Genomic DNA, 12,894 nt, shown 5'->3' with positions numbered 1-12,894 from the left:
GGCACCCTTGGCGAAAGGGGGACAGAACACATGATCCAGGTTCAGACCAGGCTTAATGTCGCTGACAATACAGGGGCCAAAGAGCTTATGTGCATCCGAGTGCTGGGTGGCTCCAGGCGGCGGTATGCCAATGTGGGCGACATTATTGTTTGCAGCGTTAAACAAGCAACACCCGGTGGCGTTGTTAAAAAAGGCGACCTTGTTAGAGCAGTGGTTGTCCGGACCAAAAAAGGCGTACGGCGCCCCGACGGTTCTTATATCCGGTTCGACGAAAATGCTGCTGTTATCATTAAAGAAGATAAGGAGCCCAGGGGGACCCGTATTTTTGGTCCAGTGGCTCGCGAGCTTAGGGAGAAAGAGTTCATGAAGATAATTTCGTTGGCCCCGGAAGTGCTGTAGGGGGAAGGAGGCGTTTTGATTGCGGCCTAAGGTACACGTCAGGAAAGGCGATACAGTGCTGGTAATTGCCGGCAAGGATCGCGGCAAAAAAGGTAAGGTACTTCGCGTCTTCCCCGCCAAAGGTACAGTTTTGGTCGAGGGTGCTAATATTGTTAAGAAGCATATGCGCCCCACGCCCGAGCTACAGCAGGGCGGTATCATCAGCCGCGAGGCTCCGCTTCACGCCAGCAACGTGCAGCTTATATGCAGCCGCTGCGGCAAACCGGCCCGGACAGGGAAGAAATTCCTCGCTGACGGGCGCGGCGTGCGTTATTGCCGCCAATGCGGCGAGACGCTGGATAAATAAGCGGAGAAGGGAGGTAGCGGGCCTGTGGACCTGAAGGAAAAGTACGAACAAGAAGTAGTCCCGGCGCTGATGCAGCGTTTTGGCTATGGGAATGTGATGCAGGTGCCCAAATTAGAGAAGGTAAATGTTAACATGGGTGTGGGCGACGCCCTGCAGGATGCCAAGCTGCTGGATGCGGCGGTAGAAGATATGACCACCATCACCGGGCAAAAGCCGGTGGTCACCCGGGCCAAGAAGTCTATAGCTAATTTCAAGGTCCGAGCGGGAGCAGCCATCGGCTGCAAGGTGACGCTTAGGGGAGAGCGGATGTACGATTTTCTCCAGAAACTGTTCAACGTAGCCTTACCGCGGGTGCGGGATTTTCGCGGAGTCTCACCGAATGGTTTTGACGGCCGTGGCAACTACTCATTGGGTATTAAGGAACAACTCATTTTCCCAGAAATCGACTACGACCAAGTGGCCAAAGTGAGAGGTATGGATATCAATATTGTTACCACAGCTAGAACAGACGAGGAAGCCCGCGAGTTATTAAAGCTTTTGGGTATGCCGTTGCGCGAGAGCTAAACAAAGGAGGGATAAGGTAATGGCAAAGAAGAGCCAGATCGAAAAGTGGAAGCGTGAGCCGAAGTATAAGGTGCGCCGCCACAACCGGTGCCGCATTTGCGGTCGTCCCCATGCCTACCTCCGAAAGTTCGGGATCTGCCGTATTTGTTTCCGCGAACGGGCCTACCGCGGCGAGATCCCCGGGATAAGGAAAGCCAGCTGGTAAGGCCAGAAGGGAGGCTAGAAAGGTGAGCATGACGGACCCTATTGCTGACATGCTGACCCGGATCAGAAATGCGAATATTGCCCGGCACGAGATGGTAGAGATTCCTGGATCGCACATGAAGTGGTCCATGGCTGAAATCTTGAAGACAGAGGGCTTTGTTCGTGACTGTGAATTCATTGAGGACAACAAGCAGGGGATCATCAAGATCTACCTTAAGTACGGGCCGAATAAAGAGCGTGTTCTTACCGGTCTCAAACGTATTAGCAGGCCTGGGCTCAGAGTATACGTGGGCCGGCAGGATATACCTAAAGTTCTCCGGGGACTTGGTATCGCCATTTTGTCTACGCCTAAGGGCGTCATGAGTGACAAGCAGGCCCGGCGTGAGGGTGTGGGCGGCGAAGTCCTCTGCTACGTGTGGTAGTGAGGGGGAGTTGGAATGTCTAGAATTGGAAAAAAGCCGATTAAGGTGCCGGCCGGGGTGGAGATAGCCGTCGACGGTAGCACCGTACGGGTTAAGGGGCCTAAAGGCGAACTGGTGCGGAACCTACACCCTGAGATGACTATTAACCGTGAAGACAATGTAATTTATATCCAGCGTCCATCGGATTCTTCTTCACACCGGGCCTTGCACGGGCTGACCCGTTCTCTGGTGGCTAACATGGTGCAGGGTGTGACAGAAGGTTACAGCAAAACCTTGGAGATCAGGGGAGTTGGTTATCGGGCAGCCCTGCAGGGACGTAAGCTGGTAATGCAGCTTGGCTACTCCCATCCGGTGGAAATAGACGCCCCCCAGGGAGTGGACTTTGAGGTACCGGCCCCTAACAAGATCATTATCCGTGGAATCGATAAACAAATGGTAGGCGAGATTGCTGCTCGCATCCGACAGCAGCGTCCGCCGGAGCCGTATAACGACAAGGGTGTTCACTACGAAGGCGAGCAGGTGCGCCGGAAAGCAGGTAAGACGGGCAAAGTAGCCAAGTAGTACCCGGAAAGGAGAAGTGCGCAGGTGATTAAGAAAGAAGATCGCAACAAGCGGCGCGAGCTGCGCCACCTGCGAGTGCGCAAGAAGGTAGCCGGTTCTTCAGAGCGGCCGCGCCTGGCAGTGTTTAGAAGCCTAAAGCACATCTATGCTCAAATCATCAATGACGAAACAGGGACTACCTTGGTTTCTGCTTCCAGCCTGGACCCGGAAATCAGACAGCAGGTGGCTTCGGGAGGTAACGCCGCTTCCGCGACAGTGGTAGGCGAGCTTATTGCTAAACGGGCGCTGGAGAGCGGGATCAACCAGGTGGTGTTTGACCGGGGCGGATATTTATATCACGGACGCGTGGCAGCTCTGGCTGAAGCTGCTCGAGCAGCCGGGCTAAAACTCTAGGACAAAGGAGGGAGACACAACTTGCAGAAGCGGGAGCAACCAAGACGCAGACGAGAGCGCCGGGAAGAGGGACCCATCAGTGAGTTTCAAGAAAAAGTGGTGTCCATTAACCGTGTGGCCAAGGTGGTCAAAGGTGGCCGGCGATTCAATTTCAGCGCGTTGGTGGTAGTAGGAAACAGCAAAGGCAAAGTCGGTGTGGGTTTGGGCAAGGCGGCCGAGGTGCCGGAAGCCATCCGCAAAGGCGTAGAGGACGCTAAGAAGAGCTTGGTCTCAGTGCCCCTCAGCGGTACTACCATACCGCATGAGATTATTGGCCGCTTTGGTGCCGGCCGTGTGCTGTTAAAACCAGCGGTTGAAGGTACCGGTGTCATTGCCGGCGGCGCTGTACGAGCGATTTTGGAATTGGCGGGAGTAAAGGACGTTCTCACCAAGTCGTTAGGTTCTAACAATCCCAATAACGTTGCCCGGGCCACCATGGAAGGTCTGTTGGCGCTTAAGTCTCCCCGTGAAGTTGCCAAACTCAGAGGGCTTTCGGTGGAGGAAGTTATTGGCTAGGAGGTAGGAACATGGCCAAGGTGAAAATAACCTTAGTTAGAAGCCCTATCGGCCGTCCTGCCGATCAGCGGGCGACGGTTAAGGCCTTGGGTCTGCATCGGCTTCATCAGAGTGTGATTCACGACCAGACGCCGGCCATACAGGGTATGATAGATAAAGTTCAACACTTAGTTGAGACTGAACAAGTGTAGGCGAGGAGGTGTAAGCATGGATTTGTCTTCACTGGCACCGGCTCCCGGATCCAAACGCCCCAAGCGGCGAGTAGGGCGCGGAATCGGCTCCGGCTTAGGTAAGACGTCGGGGCGCGGCCATAAGGGACAAAAGGCCCGTTCCGGCGGAGTCAAGGCTCCCGGATTCGAAGGCGGCCAGAAGCCACTACATCTGCGCCTACCTAAACGTGGTTTTTATAATCCATTTCGGGTTGAGTATCAAGTGGTAAACTTAAGTACGCTGGAAGAACGCTTTGACGCTAACGCCGAAGTCACTTTGGAGAGCCTTTGGCAGGCGGGAATTATCCGAAACATGGGCAGTAGGGTCAAGGTGCTCGGCAGCGGAGATTTGACTAAGCCTCTTATTGTGCACGCCCATGCTTTCAGCAAGGCTGCGGCCGAGAAAATCGCTGCCGCCGGCGGAAAGACTGAGGTGATCTAAGTGATTGAGGCGCTTAGGAATGCCTGGAAGATACCCGAGCTTAGGCAGCGGATCACTTTTACTTCGCTTATGTTCCTGGTGTTCAGGATCGGGAGTCATATTCCTGTACCAGGCATTGATCCGCGAATTTTAGAGGACGTATTTAGTCAGGGTAACCTGCTGGGTTTCTTGGATCTATTCTCCGGTGGCGCACTCAAACGGGTATCGGTGTTTGCGCTGGGTGTAACCCCCTATATTACGGCCTCCATTGTTACCCAACTGCTCACCATAGTGATTCCCAGTTGGGAAGAAATGGCCAAAGAAGGTGAAGAGGGCCGGAAGAAACTGGCTCAGTATACCCGCTATGCCACTGTAGTACTGGCTCTTATTCAGGCGCTCAGTATGGTGGCCTGGATGCGCAGCGCGGTTATTCGCCCCAGTTTTACCACCTACGCCGTAATTGTGTTGGCTCTCAGCGCCGGCACTGCCTTTTTGATGTGGTTGGGGGAAGAAATTACCGACAAAGGGATCGGCAACGGAGTCTCGCTGATCATATTTGCCGGTATTGTGTCCCGGCTGCCGACCGGGTTGGTGCAGGTGGCGAGCTACCTCAAAGTGGGTGCCATTGGGATCATCAATGTCGTTTTGCTGGGCTTGGCTGCCTTAGGGATTGTGGTGGCGGTAATTTATGTTCAAGAAGGCGAACGACGCATTACGGTGCAATATGCCAAGCGGGTGGTAGGGCGGCGGGTTTACGGCGGCCAAAGTACACACATACCGCTTAAGGTAAACCAAGCCGGAGTTATCCCCATCATCTTTGCCAGTTCGGTACTTCTGTTCCCGGGAACGGTGGCACAATTCGTCAACCATCCGTGGGCTCAGGCAGTGGCCGGGGCATTGCAAATGGGTAAGCCTCTTAATACCGTGTTGTACTTCGGCTTAACCATATTCTTCACTTTCTTCTATACGGCCATTACTTTTAACCCAGTGGAAGTGGCTAAGAATATGCAGAAGTATGGCGGCTTTATTCCCGGTATCCGTCCGGGGCGGCCTACTTCGGAGTATCTGAGCCGAGTATTGTATCGTATCACGGTGGTAGGAGCGTTATTCATCGCCTTGGTGGCAATCCTGCCCATTTTCATGGGAACTCTTACCGGGGTGCAGGGTCTTTCCTTTGGCGGTACCGGGGTGCTGATCGCGGTGAGCGTGGCTTTGGAGACCATGAAGCAAATCGAAGCCCATATGCTCATGCGGCACTACGAAGGATTCCTAAAGAAATAGCAACCGACCAAGGGAGGGGAAGATGATGCAACTAGTATTGCTGGGCGCACCAGGAGCCGGGAAGGGAACTCAAGGCGAGCTGTTAGAGAGGGAATTTTCTTTGGTCCGAATTGCCAGCGGTGACCTGCTCCGCTCAGCCATGGCGGCCGATACCCAGTTGGGGCGCCAAGCCAAAGGCTTTGTGGCTCAAGGAGAACTGGTACCGGATGAATTGGTGACAGAACTGGTAAAGGAACGACTCCAGGCACCGGATACAAGGCGGGGGTTTATTCTGGACGGTTTCCCCCGCACGGTGACTCAGGCTCAAAGCTTGGATGAGTTTTTGACTGCAGCCAAGCGGGGAGCGGTGACGGCATTGTATTTAGAGGTAAAAGAGGCGATCCTGCTGAAGCGTCTTACCGGACGGCGGATTTGTTCTAAATGTGGGGCCTCATTTCATTTGAGCGGCCGGCCTCCAAAACAGGAGGGCTTGTGCGATACATGCGGCGGCGAGCTGGTACAGCGGCCGGATGATACCGAAGAGGTTATCCGCCATCGACTAGAGGTCTATCGGCGGGAGACGGAGCCGGTGCTTGCCTATTACGAGGCTCGAGGACTGCTTCGGCGTGCAGACGGAAACGGAGACCTCCAAGATATTTTTGCCCGGGTTTTAGCTGCTCTGGGAGAGGATGAACCGTGATTATTCTTAAATCGCCGCGTGAGATTGATTGTATGCGAGCTGCCGGACGGCTTACGGCCCTGACTGTAGCCGCGCTTAAGAAAGCCATCTGTCCCGGCATCACCACCGGCGAACTGGATGCTGTGGCCGAGGAGTTTATTGTCCGCCATGGGGGCATACCCACTTTCAAAGGCTACCAGGGATTTCCGGCCAGCATTTGTGCTTCGATTAACAACGAGGTTGTGCACGGCATCCCCGGACTAAGAGAGGTAAAAGCTGGAGATATTATTAGTATTGATATTGGGGTCACCTATGAGGGCTACGTTGGGGACAGTGCGTTTACAGTTCCGGTTGGGGCAGTGAACGCTGACGCTTTAAGGCTTCTGCGTGTTACGGAAGAAGCGCTGTATAAGGGTATTGCCCAGGCCAAAACAGGCGGGCGCCTATCTGATATCGGCCATGCGGTGGAGAGCTATGTCAACCGGGCCGGCTTTTCTGTGGTTCGCGATTACGTGGGGCACGGTATCGGTACCAGGATGCACGAAGACCCGCTGATACCCAACTTTGGGCCCCCTGGACGAGGACCGCGCTTACAGGAAGGAATGGTTTTGGCCATCGAACCCATGGTGAATATCGGTTCTTATGAGGTAAAAGTATTAGCTAACGGTTGGACTGTAGTTACGGCCGACGGCAGCTGGTCAGCACATTTCGAGCACACGGTAGCCATTACCGCCGACGGCCCCGAGATTCTTACTCGGGTCTGAGGAGGGAAAGCGGCATGCCAGTAGACTTGGATCTAGGCCAGCTGGTTCGTTCTTGTACTGGGCGGGACCGTGGCCGCTACTACTTAGTGGTAGGCAAACACGATAACCGGCGGGTGAAACTGGTGGACGGACACCGCCGGCCGGTAAACCGACCGAAGGTAAAAAACGTAGCCCACCTGCAACGGATCGGACGGGTGGCGTACGCTGTGAGGGAATGCTTACAAAACGGTGAGCCGATTACCGACGAAATGGTGCGGGCGGCTTTGGCTGAGTTTCATTATGATCTGTCGCGGAAGGAGGGCGATTGATGGCGAAAGATAAAGGCGATTGTATCGAAGTCGATGGTACAGTCATCGAACCGCTTCCAAACGCTATGTTCCGAGTGGAGCTGGAAAACGGTCATCGGGTTTTGGCCCATGTGTCCGGTAAAATTAGAATGAACTTTATTCGCATCCTTCCCGGCGATCGAGTGCGGCTCCAGCTGTCTCTGTATGATCTTAGCCGGGGACGGATTACCTACCGGTATAAATAGAGCGGGCATGGGTCGGCTTCCACTGGAAGTCTGAGTCAAGGAGGGTTGAAGTGATGAAAGTAAGGCCTTCGGTCAAGCATATCTGTGAAAAATGTAAAATAATAAAGCGCAAGGGACGCGTGATGGTAATTTGCGAAAATCCTAAGCATAAGCAGCGCCAAGGCTAAGGAGGTGTAACCAGATGGCACGTATTGCCGGGGTAGATCTACCGCGGGATAAGCGGATAGAAGTAGCGCTAACGTACATTTACGGTATTGGGAAAAGTTCGGCCCAGCAGATCTTAGCCAAGACCGACATAAATCCTGATACCAAAGTACGGGATCTAACCGAAGAAGAGGCATCACGTCTCAGAGAAGAAATCGGTGGCAATTACAAAGTGGAAGGCGACCTTAGACGTGAGGTAGCCCTTAATATTAAACGGCTGATCGAAGTTGGAACTTACCGTGGTTTACGTCATCGCCGCGGACTGCCGGTGCGAGGCCAGCGGACGCGCACCAATGCCCGTTGCCGCAAAGGGCCGAAGAAGACCGTGGGCATTCGCAGACGATAGGATAAGGAGGGATATAAGATTATGGCTAAACGCGCATCAGGACGCGTGAGACGACGGGAAAGAAAAAACGTAGATCGAGGAATGGCCCACATCCACTCTACGTTTAACAATACTATTATAACTATCACCGACATGGGCGGTAACGTGATCTGCTGGGCTAGTTCAGGCGGCCAGGGCTTCAAGGGATCCCGGAAAAGCACGCCGTTTGCAGCCCAGATGGCAGCCGAAAAAGCAGCCAAGATAGCTACCGAACACGGCATGCGCGAGATCGAAGTTGCTGTGAAAGGGCCTGGGGCCGGGCGAGAAGCGGCTATCCGCTCCTTGCAGGCAGCGGGGCTGGAAGTAAGTCTGATCAAAGACGTCACTCCTATTCCCCATAACGGTTGCCGGCCGCCGAAACGGCGTCGGGTGTAAGATTGGAGGTATAAGGCTAAATGGCAAGGTATACAGGTGCTGTCTGCCGGCAGTGCCGTCGCGAGGGCATGAAGCTGTTCCTCAAGGGCGACCGCTGTTATAGCGGCAAATGCGCCATTGACCGGCGTGGTTATGCGCCGGGGCAACACGGTCAGCGCCGCCGGAAGATTTCGGAGTATGGCATTCAGCTGCGCGAGAAGCAAAAGGCACGGCGAATCTACGGGGTGTTGGAACGTCAGTTCCGGCGCTACTACAAAATAGCTAGCCAGGCCAAGGGTGTTACCGGTGAAGTTTTGCTGACGATGTTGGAGACGCGCTTGGACAACGTGGTTTACCGGCTGGGTTTCGCCCGCTCCCGGGCCGAAGCCAGGCAGTTGGTTCGACATGGTCATTTTGCGGTGAACGATCGTAAGGTTAGTATTCCGTCCTTTAGGTTGCGCCAGGGTGACACTGTCAGTGTCAGGGAAAGAAGCCGGGCCTTACCGCTGTTTCAGGAGCTGGCCGAGGCAGCTGCCGCTCGTACTGTGCCGGCTTGGTTAGACTCGATTCCGGCCGAACTAAAGGGCACTGTGACCAGGCTGCCTGAACGCGAGGAAATCGATGTACCAGTGGAAGAACACCTAATTGTCGAGCTCTATTCCAAGTAATGAACCTTGGTTTATCTGCCCTCGCAGAGGTAATCACTGTTTAAGGAGGGTTAAAGGTTCATGATTGAAATTGAAAAGCCGAGCATTGACATTGTGGAGCTGAGTGAAGACGATATTTACGGCCGCTTTGTCGTGGAGCCGCTGGAACGCGGATACGGCAATACCCTGGGGAATTCCCTGCGTCGGGTACTGCTGTCCTCCATACCGGGTGCTGCGGTGGTCTCGGTGAAGATTCAAGGTATTCTGCATGAACTGTCCACTATTCCTAACGTGGTGGAGGATGTACCGGAGATTATTCTTAACCTGAAAGAAGTGTCGCTTAAACTGCACAGCGACGGGCCTAGGGTGATGCGGCTGGAGGCTAGAACTGCCGGTGACGTAAATGCCGGGGACATCATCACCGACCCGGATATTGAGATTCTAAATCCCGAGCAGCATATCGCTACTTTGGACGATAACGCTGAATTGGTCCTGGAAATTACAGTAGATAAGGGACGCGGCTATCGGTCGGCCGATCGCAACAAGAAACCCGATGACCCCATCGGCATCATCCCGGTGGATTCTATCTTTTCCCCGGTGCGCAAAGTCAACTTTATGGTGGAGGACACCCGGGTAGGTCAGAGAACCGACTACGACAAGCTTACTCTGGATGTGTGGACCGACGGGACTATCTGCCCCGACGAAGCGGTAAGTCTGGCCGCTCGCATTCTTACCGAGCACCTGGCTCTTTTTACCGATCTTACTGAGACCGGTAAGGACATGGAGATCATGGTGGAACGGGAAGAAGAAGAAGAGGCCAGTGTGTTGGATATGACCATTGAAGAGCTGGATTTGTCAGTACGCTCCTACAACTGCCTCAAACGGGCAGGGGTAAACACAGTGGAGCAGCTGGTCCAAAAAACCGAAGAAGATATGATGAAAGTGCGTAATCTCGGACGCAAGTCCTTAGAGGAAGTTCAATCTAAGTTGGCCTCCTTAGGGTTATCCTTGCGTCCAAAGGATGAGTAAGAAGGAGCTCGGGCGCTCAGGCAGCCAAGACTTTGGCCGCTGCTGGGCCCAGGGTTTCCCTGAAGGAGGTAACAGCCATGGGCTATCGCAAGCTGGGACGCCTGAGAGGGCATCGCCAGGCTATGCTAAGAAATGCGCTGGTGTCGTTCTTTCGCTACGAACGCATTCAAACTACCGAAGCTAAAGCCAAAGAACTAGGACGCCTGGCGGACGAACTGATAACACTAGCTAAACGCGGCGATCTCCATGCTCGCCGGCAGGCAGCAGTGCTAGTGCCGGATAAAGAGGTGCTGAAGAAACTGTTTGATACGGTGGGACCGCGCTATAACGACCGCAGCGGAGGTTACACCCGGATCTATAAGCTCGGGCCGCGCCAGGGTGATGCAGCCCCCATGGCCATCTTGGAGCTGGCTTAAACTAGGTGGGGATCTGCCTTACCGGGCGCACGATCCCTACTTTGTTTGAGCGGGAGCAGGTGGTATTTATGGTAGCAATGTTTCAGCTAAGAAATGTGTCCCACCGGTACGACCAAAGCGAGGCGCTTCAACACATTGCCCTCAGCGATATTAATTTGTCGATTTCCCGCGGCGAATTCGTAGCCATTATCGGCCATAATGGGTCCGGCAAGTCTACCTTGGCCAAGCATCTTAATGCTCTGTTACTACCCACCGAAGGAACGGTGTTGGTCAAAGGGATGGACACTAGAGATTCCCAGCACCTGTGGACTATTCGTCAGACGGCAGGGATGGTATTTCAAAACCCGGACAATCAAATGGTGGCTACTGCGGTGGAAGAGGACGTGGCTTTCGGGCCGGAGAATTTGGGCGTGCCTGCGGCGGAGATCCGCCGGCGAGTTGAGGCCGCCCTAAAAACTGTGGGCATGTGGGAGTATCGGACAGCGGCGCCGCACCTTCTTTCCGGTGGACAAAAACAACGGGTAGCCATCGCCGGTGTGTTGGCTATGCAACCGGAAGCCTTGATTTTGGACGAACCCACCGCCATGTTAGACCCTTCCGGGCGGCGCGAAGTGATGGATACTGTGGTCCGCCTGAACCGCGATGAGGGCATTACAGTGGTACACATCACTCATTTTATGGAAGAAGCGGTATTGGCAACGAGAGTAATCGTCATGAATGACGGGCGAGTGGTTTTGGACGGCGCACCGGAAGAGGTATTTTCCCATGTGAACGAGCTCAGAGCCCTAGGTTTAGATGTGCCCCAAGTTACGGAGCTGGCCCAGCGGTTGTCTCAGCATCAGGTGACGCTGCCGTCCGGAATCTTGACGGTGGAGAGGATGGTGGCCGAGATATGTCAATTGAAGTCCAAAATGTGAGCTTTACCTACCAACCGGGCACTCCCTTTGCCACCACGGTTCTTAGCGATGTCAACACTACTATCCATGAGGGCGAGTTCGTCGGTCTGATCGGTCATACCGGCTCCGGCAAATCCACCTTGATTCAACATCTAAATGGCTTGCTGTTGCCGACAGTGGGGCGGGTGCTGGTGGATGGGACCGATACCAAAGACAAATCGGCTCGGCGGGTGATTCGCCGCAAAGTGGGGCTGGTATTTCAGTATCCGGAACATCAGCTATTTGAAGAAACAGTGGCCAAAGACGTGGCTTTTGGGCCGCAGAACCTAGGGTTAACCGCAGCCGAAATCGAGGACCGCGTGCACGACGCTTTGGTTACAGTGGGACTTCCGCCCAGCAAGTACGCTGAGCGGTCGCCTTTTGATCTGTCCGGCGGGGAGATGAGGCGGGTGGCCATTGCCGGTGTCTTGGCCATGGGCCCTAGCTACTTGGTGCTGGATGAGCCTACTGCCGGTCTGGACCCTCGCGGCCGAGACGAAATCTTAGGTCAGATCGCCGAGCTGCAGCAACAACAGAACTTGACGGTATTGTTAGTATCCCACAGTATGGAGGATGTAGCCCGCTTAGTGGACCGCTTGATTATTATGTACCAGGGGCAAATAGTGGCTACAGGCAGCACCCGCGAACTGTATCAGCAGGCGGAACAACTCAAGGAGCTGGGTCTGGGTATTCCCCAAATCACGGAGTTTATGCGCCGACTACACCATCTTTCCCCCCAGGTGCGGACCGACATTTTAACTGTGGATGAAGCGGTGCCGGAGATTTTAGCCTTTTTAAGGGGGCAAACCCATGCTTAAAGATATTACCCTGGGTCAATATGTGCCCGGGGATTCGTTGTTGCATCGGCTCGATCCACGGTCTAAGATCATCGGCTCCATGCTATACATTGTGGCCCTGTTTTTACTCAAGAGCCCAGCCGGTTATGCCGTCATGACAGTGTTTACGGCGGCGTTAGTATTGTTGTCAGCTCTGCCGCTGGGATACGTGCTGCGGGGCGTTCGTCCTGTGTTTTACATTGTTCTTTTTACCTTGGTACTGAATTTTTTCCTTACACCGGGACAAGTTGTTTGGAAGCTGGGCCCACTAAAAGCAACAGCCGAAGGCATACGGTTGGGTATATTCATGGGTTGGCGCTTATTGCTGCTGGTTCTCACCACTTCCTTGCTCACCTTAACCAGCTCACCCATTGCCCTCACCGACGGGATTGAATACCTACTGCGGCCGTTTAAACGGCTAGGGGTTCCGGCCCACGAACTAGCTATGATGATGACTATTGCCTTAAGATTTATCCCCACCTTGCTGGAAGAAACTGATAAAATCATGAAGGCTCAAATGGCTCGCGGGGCCGATTTTGAGACCGGGAACATAATTCAGCGGGCCCGAGGTATGATACCGCTGTTGGTGCCTTTGTTTGTGAGCGCGTTTCGTCGAGCTGACGAGTTGGCCACGGCCATGGAAGCCCGGTGCTATCGGGGCGGTGAAGGCCGTACCCGTCTGAAAGAACTGCAGTTTGCCGGCCGCGATTGGGTAGCCTTGGCTGCCAGCGTATTATTGTTGGCACTGGGAGTGGCGGATCGAATATTGGGCTAAGAGG

General features: G+C 54.2%; 24 protein-coding genes. All 24 read left to right on the top strand.

All coding sequences use genetic code 11. The annotated features are described in order from the left end of the window. Nucleotides 1–30 precede the first annotated feature (30 nt). Nucleotides 31–399, top strand: coding sequence for a 50S ribosomal protein L14 (gene rplN, locus GX016_02950; GenBank protein HHT70523.1), 369 nt, complete (start codon nt 31–33; stop codon nt 397–399). 19 nt (nt 400–418) lie between these two features. After that, complete coding sequence (locus GX016_02945; protein HHT70522.1) at nt 419–745, top strand: 50S ribosomal protein L24; 327 nt, start codon at nt 419–421, stop codon at nt 743–745. Nucleotides 746–814: 69 nt separating this feature from the next. Continuing rightward, entirely contained in the window at nt 815–1,309 is a 495-nt protein-coding gene (rplE, locus tag GX016_02940) for a 50S ribosomal protein L5 (GenBank protein ID HHT70521.1), read from the top strand. A 19-nt stretch (nt 1,310–1,328) separates the two neighbouring features. Next, complete coding sequence (locus GX016_02935) at nt 1,329–1,514, top strand: type Z 30S ribosomal protein S14 (protein ID HHT70520.1); 186 nt, start codon at nt 1,329–1,331, stop codon at nt 1,512–1,514. A 22-nt stretch (nt 1,515–1,536) separates the two neighbouring features. Further along, nucleotides 1,537–1,935, top strand: a complete 399-nt coding sequence (rpsH, locus tag GX016_02930) for a 30S ribosomal protein S8 (protein HHT70519.1) — start codon at nt 1,537–1,539, stop codon at nt 1,933–1,935. A 15-nt stretch (nt 1,936–1,950) separates the two neighbouring features. Then, the gene (gene rplF / locus GX016_02925; protein ID HHT70518.1) at nt 1,951–2,496 is read left to right on the top strand and encodes a 50S ribosomal protein L6; all 546 of its coding nucleotides are present in this window, start codon (nt 1,951–1,953) and stop codon (nt 2,494–2,496) included. A 24-nt stretch (nt 2,497–2,520) separates the two neighbouring features. Further along, complete coding sequence (locus GX016_02920) at nt 2,521–2,889, top strand: 50S ribosomal protein L18 (protein HHT70517.1); 369 nt, start codon at nt 2,521–2,523, stop codon at nt 2,887–2,889. Nucleotides 2,890–2,964: 75 nt separating this feature from the next. Next, entirely contained in the window at nt 2,965–3,444 is a 480-nt protein-coding gene (gene rpsE / locus GX016_02915) for a 30S ribosomal protein S5 (protein ID HHT70516.1), read from the top strand. 11 nt (nt 3,445–3,455) lie between these two features. Next, on the top strand, nt 3,456–3,635 hold the full coding sequence (gene rpmD, locus GX016_02910) for a 50S ribosomal protein L30 (GenBank protein HHT70515.1): 180 nt from the start codon (nt 3,456–3,458) through the stop codon (nt 3,633–3,635). Between the two features lie 16 nt (nt 3,636–3,651). After that, on the top strand, nt 3,652–4,095 hold the full coding sequence (gene rplO / locus GX016_02905) for a 50S ribosomal protein L15 (GenBank protein ID HHT70514.1): 444 nt from the start codon (nt 3,652–3,654) through the stop codon (nt 4,093–4,095). Then, on the top strand, nt 4,096–5,355 hold the full coding sequence (gene secY / locus GX016_02900) for a preprotein translocase subunit SecY (protein ID HHT70513.1): 1,260 nt from the start codon (nt 4,096–4,098) through the stop codon (nt 5,353–5,355). Nucleotides 5,356–5,380: 25 nt separating this feature from the next. After that, nucleotides 5,381–6,034, top strand: coding sequence for an adenylate kinase (locus GX016_02895; GenBank protein HHT70512.1), 654 nt, complete (start codon nt 5,381–5,383; stop codon nt 6,032–6,034). Then, nucleotides 6,031–6,777: a type I methionyl aminopeptidase gene (map, locus tag GX016_02890; protein HHT70511.1), complete on the top strand. Its 747-nt coding sequence runs from the start codon at nt 6,031–6,033 to the stop codon at nt 6,775–6,777. Before GX016_02895 ends, map begins: the two co-directional genes overlap by 4 nt. Before the next feature lie 14 nt (nt 6,778–6,791). Continuing rightward, nucleotides 6,792–7,085, top strand: coding sequence for an RNA-binding protein (locus tag GX016_02885; protein HHT70510.1), 294 nt, complete (start codon nt 6,792–6,794; stop codon nt 7,083–7,085). Beyond that, the gene (gene infA, locus GX016_02880) at nt 7,085–7,309 is read left to right on the top strand and encodes a translation initiation factor IF-1 (protein HHT70509.1); all 225 of its coding nucleotides are present in this window, start codon (nt 7,085–7,087) and stop codon (nt 7,307–7,309) included. Before GX016_02885 ends, infA begins: the two co-directional genes overlap by 1 nt. A gap of 53 nt (nt 7,310–7,362) precedes the next feature. Further along, entirely contained in the window at nt 7,363–7,476 is a 114-nt protein-coding gene (rpmJ, locus tag GX016_02875; GenBank protein ID HHT70508.1) for a 50S ribosomal protein L36, read from the top strand. Nucleotides 7,477–7,490: 14 nt separating this feature from the next. Then, nucleotides 7,491–7,859: a 30S ribosomal protein S13 gene (gene rpsM, locus GX016_02870; protein ID HHT70507.1), complete on the top strand. Its 369-nt coding sequence runs from the start codon at nt 7,491–7,493 to the stop codon at nt 7,857–7,859. A 21-nt stretch (nt 7,860–7,880) separates the two neighbouring features. Next, the gene (gene rpsK, locus GX016_02865) at nt 7,881–8,273 is read left to right on the top strand and encodes a 30S ribosomal protein S11 (protein HHT70506.1); all 393 of its coding nucleotides are present in this window, start codon (nt 7,881–7,883) and stop codon (nt 8,271–8,273) included. Between the two features lie 20 nt (nt 8,274–8,293). Next, on the top strand, nt 8,294–8,920 hold the full coding sequence (rpsD, locus tag GX016_02860; GenBank protein ID HHT70505.1) for a 30S ribosomal protein S4: 627 nt from the start codon (nt 8,294–8,296) through the stop codon (nt 8,918–8,920). 60 nt (nt 8,921–8,980) lie between these two features. Next, nucleotides 8,981–9,928, top strand: a complete 948-nt coding sequence (locus GX016_02855; protein HHT70504.1) for a DNA-directed RNA polymerase subunit alpha — start codon at nt 8,981–8,983, stop codon at nt 9,926–9,928. 77 nt (nt 9,929–10,005) lie between these two features. After that, entirely contained in the window at nt 10,006–10,344 is a 339-nt protein-coding gene (rplQ, locus tag GX016_02850) for a 50S ribosomal protein L17 (GenBank protein ID HHT70503.1), read from the top strand. A 68-nt stretch (nt 10,345–10,412) separates the two neighbouring features. Then, nucleotides 10,413–11,261: an energy-coupling factor transporter ATPase gene (locus tag GX016_02845; protein HHT70502.1), complete on the top strand. Its 849-nt coding sequence runs from the start codon at nt 10,413–10,415 to the stop codon at nt 11,259–11,261. Next, nucleotides 11,237–12,097, top strand: a complete 861-nt coding sequence (locus GX016_02840) for an energy-coupling factor transporter ATPase (GenBank protein ID HHT70501.1) — start codon at nt 11,237–11,239, stop codon at nt 12,095–12,097. The genes GX016_02845 and GX016_02840 overlap by 25 nt, the downstream gene beginning before the upstream one ends. Beyond that, nucleotides 12,090–12,890 carry an energy-coupling factor transporter transmembrane protein EcfT gene (locus tag GX016_02835; GenBank protein ID HHT70500.1) on the top strand — a complete coding sequence of 267 codons (801 nt, stop codon included), beginning with the start codon at nt 12,090–12,092 and terminating at the stop codon, nt 12,888–12,890. Before GX016_02840 ends, GX016_02835 begins: the two co-directional genes overlap by 8 nt. The last annotated feature ends 4 nt before the right edge of the window (nt 12,891–12,894 follow it).

The sequence above is a fragment of the Bacillota bacterium genome (assembly GCA_012837285.1).
In the GTDB taxonomy this organism is placed as follows: Bacteria; Bacillota; DTU030; order DUMP01; family DUMP01; genus DUNI01.
This window is presented reverse-complemented; position numbering and strand designations above follow the sequence as displayed.

What these genes read in the sequence shown, in the direction of transcription:
- GX016_02840 (HHT70501.1), top strand. Translation starts at nt 11,237, where the DNA reads ATGTCAATTGAAGTCCAAAATGTGAGCTTTACCTACCAACCGGGCACT.
- rpsM (HHT70507.1), top strand. Translation starts at nt 7,491, where the DNA reads ATGGCACGTATTGCCGGGGTAGATCTACCGCGGGATAAGCGGATAGAA.
- rpsD (HHT70505.1), top strand. Translation starts at nt 8,294, where the DNA reads ATGGCAAGGTATACAGGTGCTGTCTGCCGGCAGTGCCGTCGCGAGGGC.
- GX016_02895 (HHT70512.1), top strand. Translation starts at nt 5,381, where the DNA reads ATGCAACTAGTATTGCTGGGCGCACCAGGAGCCGGGAAGGGAACTCAA.
- rplO (HHT70514.1), top strand. Translation starts at nt 3,652, where the DNA reads ATGGATTTGTCTTCACTGGCACCGGCTCCCGGATCCAAACGCCCCAAG.
- rplF (HHT70518.1), top strand. Translation starts at nt 1,951, where the DNA reads ATGTCTAGAATTGGAAAAAAGCCGATTAAGGTGCCGGCCGGGGTGGAG.
- GX016_02885 (HHT70510.1), top strand. Translation starts at nt 6,792, where the DNA reads ATGCCAGTAGACTTGGATCTAGGCCAGCTGGTTCGTTCTTGTACTGGG.
- rpmD (HHT70515.1), top strand. Translation starts at nt 3,456, where the DNA reads ATGGCCAAGGTGAAAATAACCTTAGTTAGAAGCCCTATCGGCCGTCCT.
- rpmJ (HHT70508.1), top strand. Translation starts at nt 7,363, where the DNA reads ATGAAAGTAAGGCCTTCGGTCAAGCATATCTGTGAAAAATGTAAAATA.
- GX016_02855 (HHT70504.1), top strand. Translation starts at nt 8,981, where the DNA reads ATGATTGAAATTGAAAAGCCGAGCATTGACATTGTGGAGCTGAGTGAA.
- infA (HHT70509.1), top strand. Translation starts at nt 7,085, where the DNA reads ATGGCGAAAGATAAAGGCGATTGTATCGAAGTCGATGGTACAGTCATC.
- GX016_02935 (HHT70520.1), top strand. Translation starts at nt 1,329, where the DNA reads ATGGCAAAGAAGAGCCAGATCGAAAAGTGGAAGCGTGAGCCGAAGTAT.
- rplN (HHT70523.1), top strand. Translation starts at nt 31, where the DNA reads ATGATCCAGGTTCAGACCAGGCTTAATGTCGCTGACAATACAGGGGCC.
- rplE (HHT70521.1), top strand. Translation starts at nt 815, where the DNA reads ATGCAGCGTTTTGGCTATGGGAATGTGATGCAGGTGCCCAAATTAGAG.
- rpsK (HHT70506.1), top strand. Translation starts at nt 7,881, where the DNA reads ATGGCTAAACGCGCATCAGGACGCGTGAGACGACGGGAAAGAAAAAAC.
- rplQ (HHT70503.1), top strand. Translation starts at nt 10,006, where the DNA reads ATGGGCTATCGCAAGCTGGGACGCCTGAGAGGGCATCGCCAGGCTATG.
- GX016_02835 (HHT70500.1), top strand. Translation starts at nt 12,090, where the DNA reads ATGCTTAAAGATATTACCCTGGGTCAATATGTGCCCGGGGATTCGTTG.
- GX016_02845 (HHT70502.1), top strand. Translation starts at nt 10,413, where the DNA reads ATGGTAGCAATGTTTCAGCTAAGAAATGTGTCCCACCGGTACGACCAA.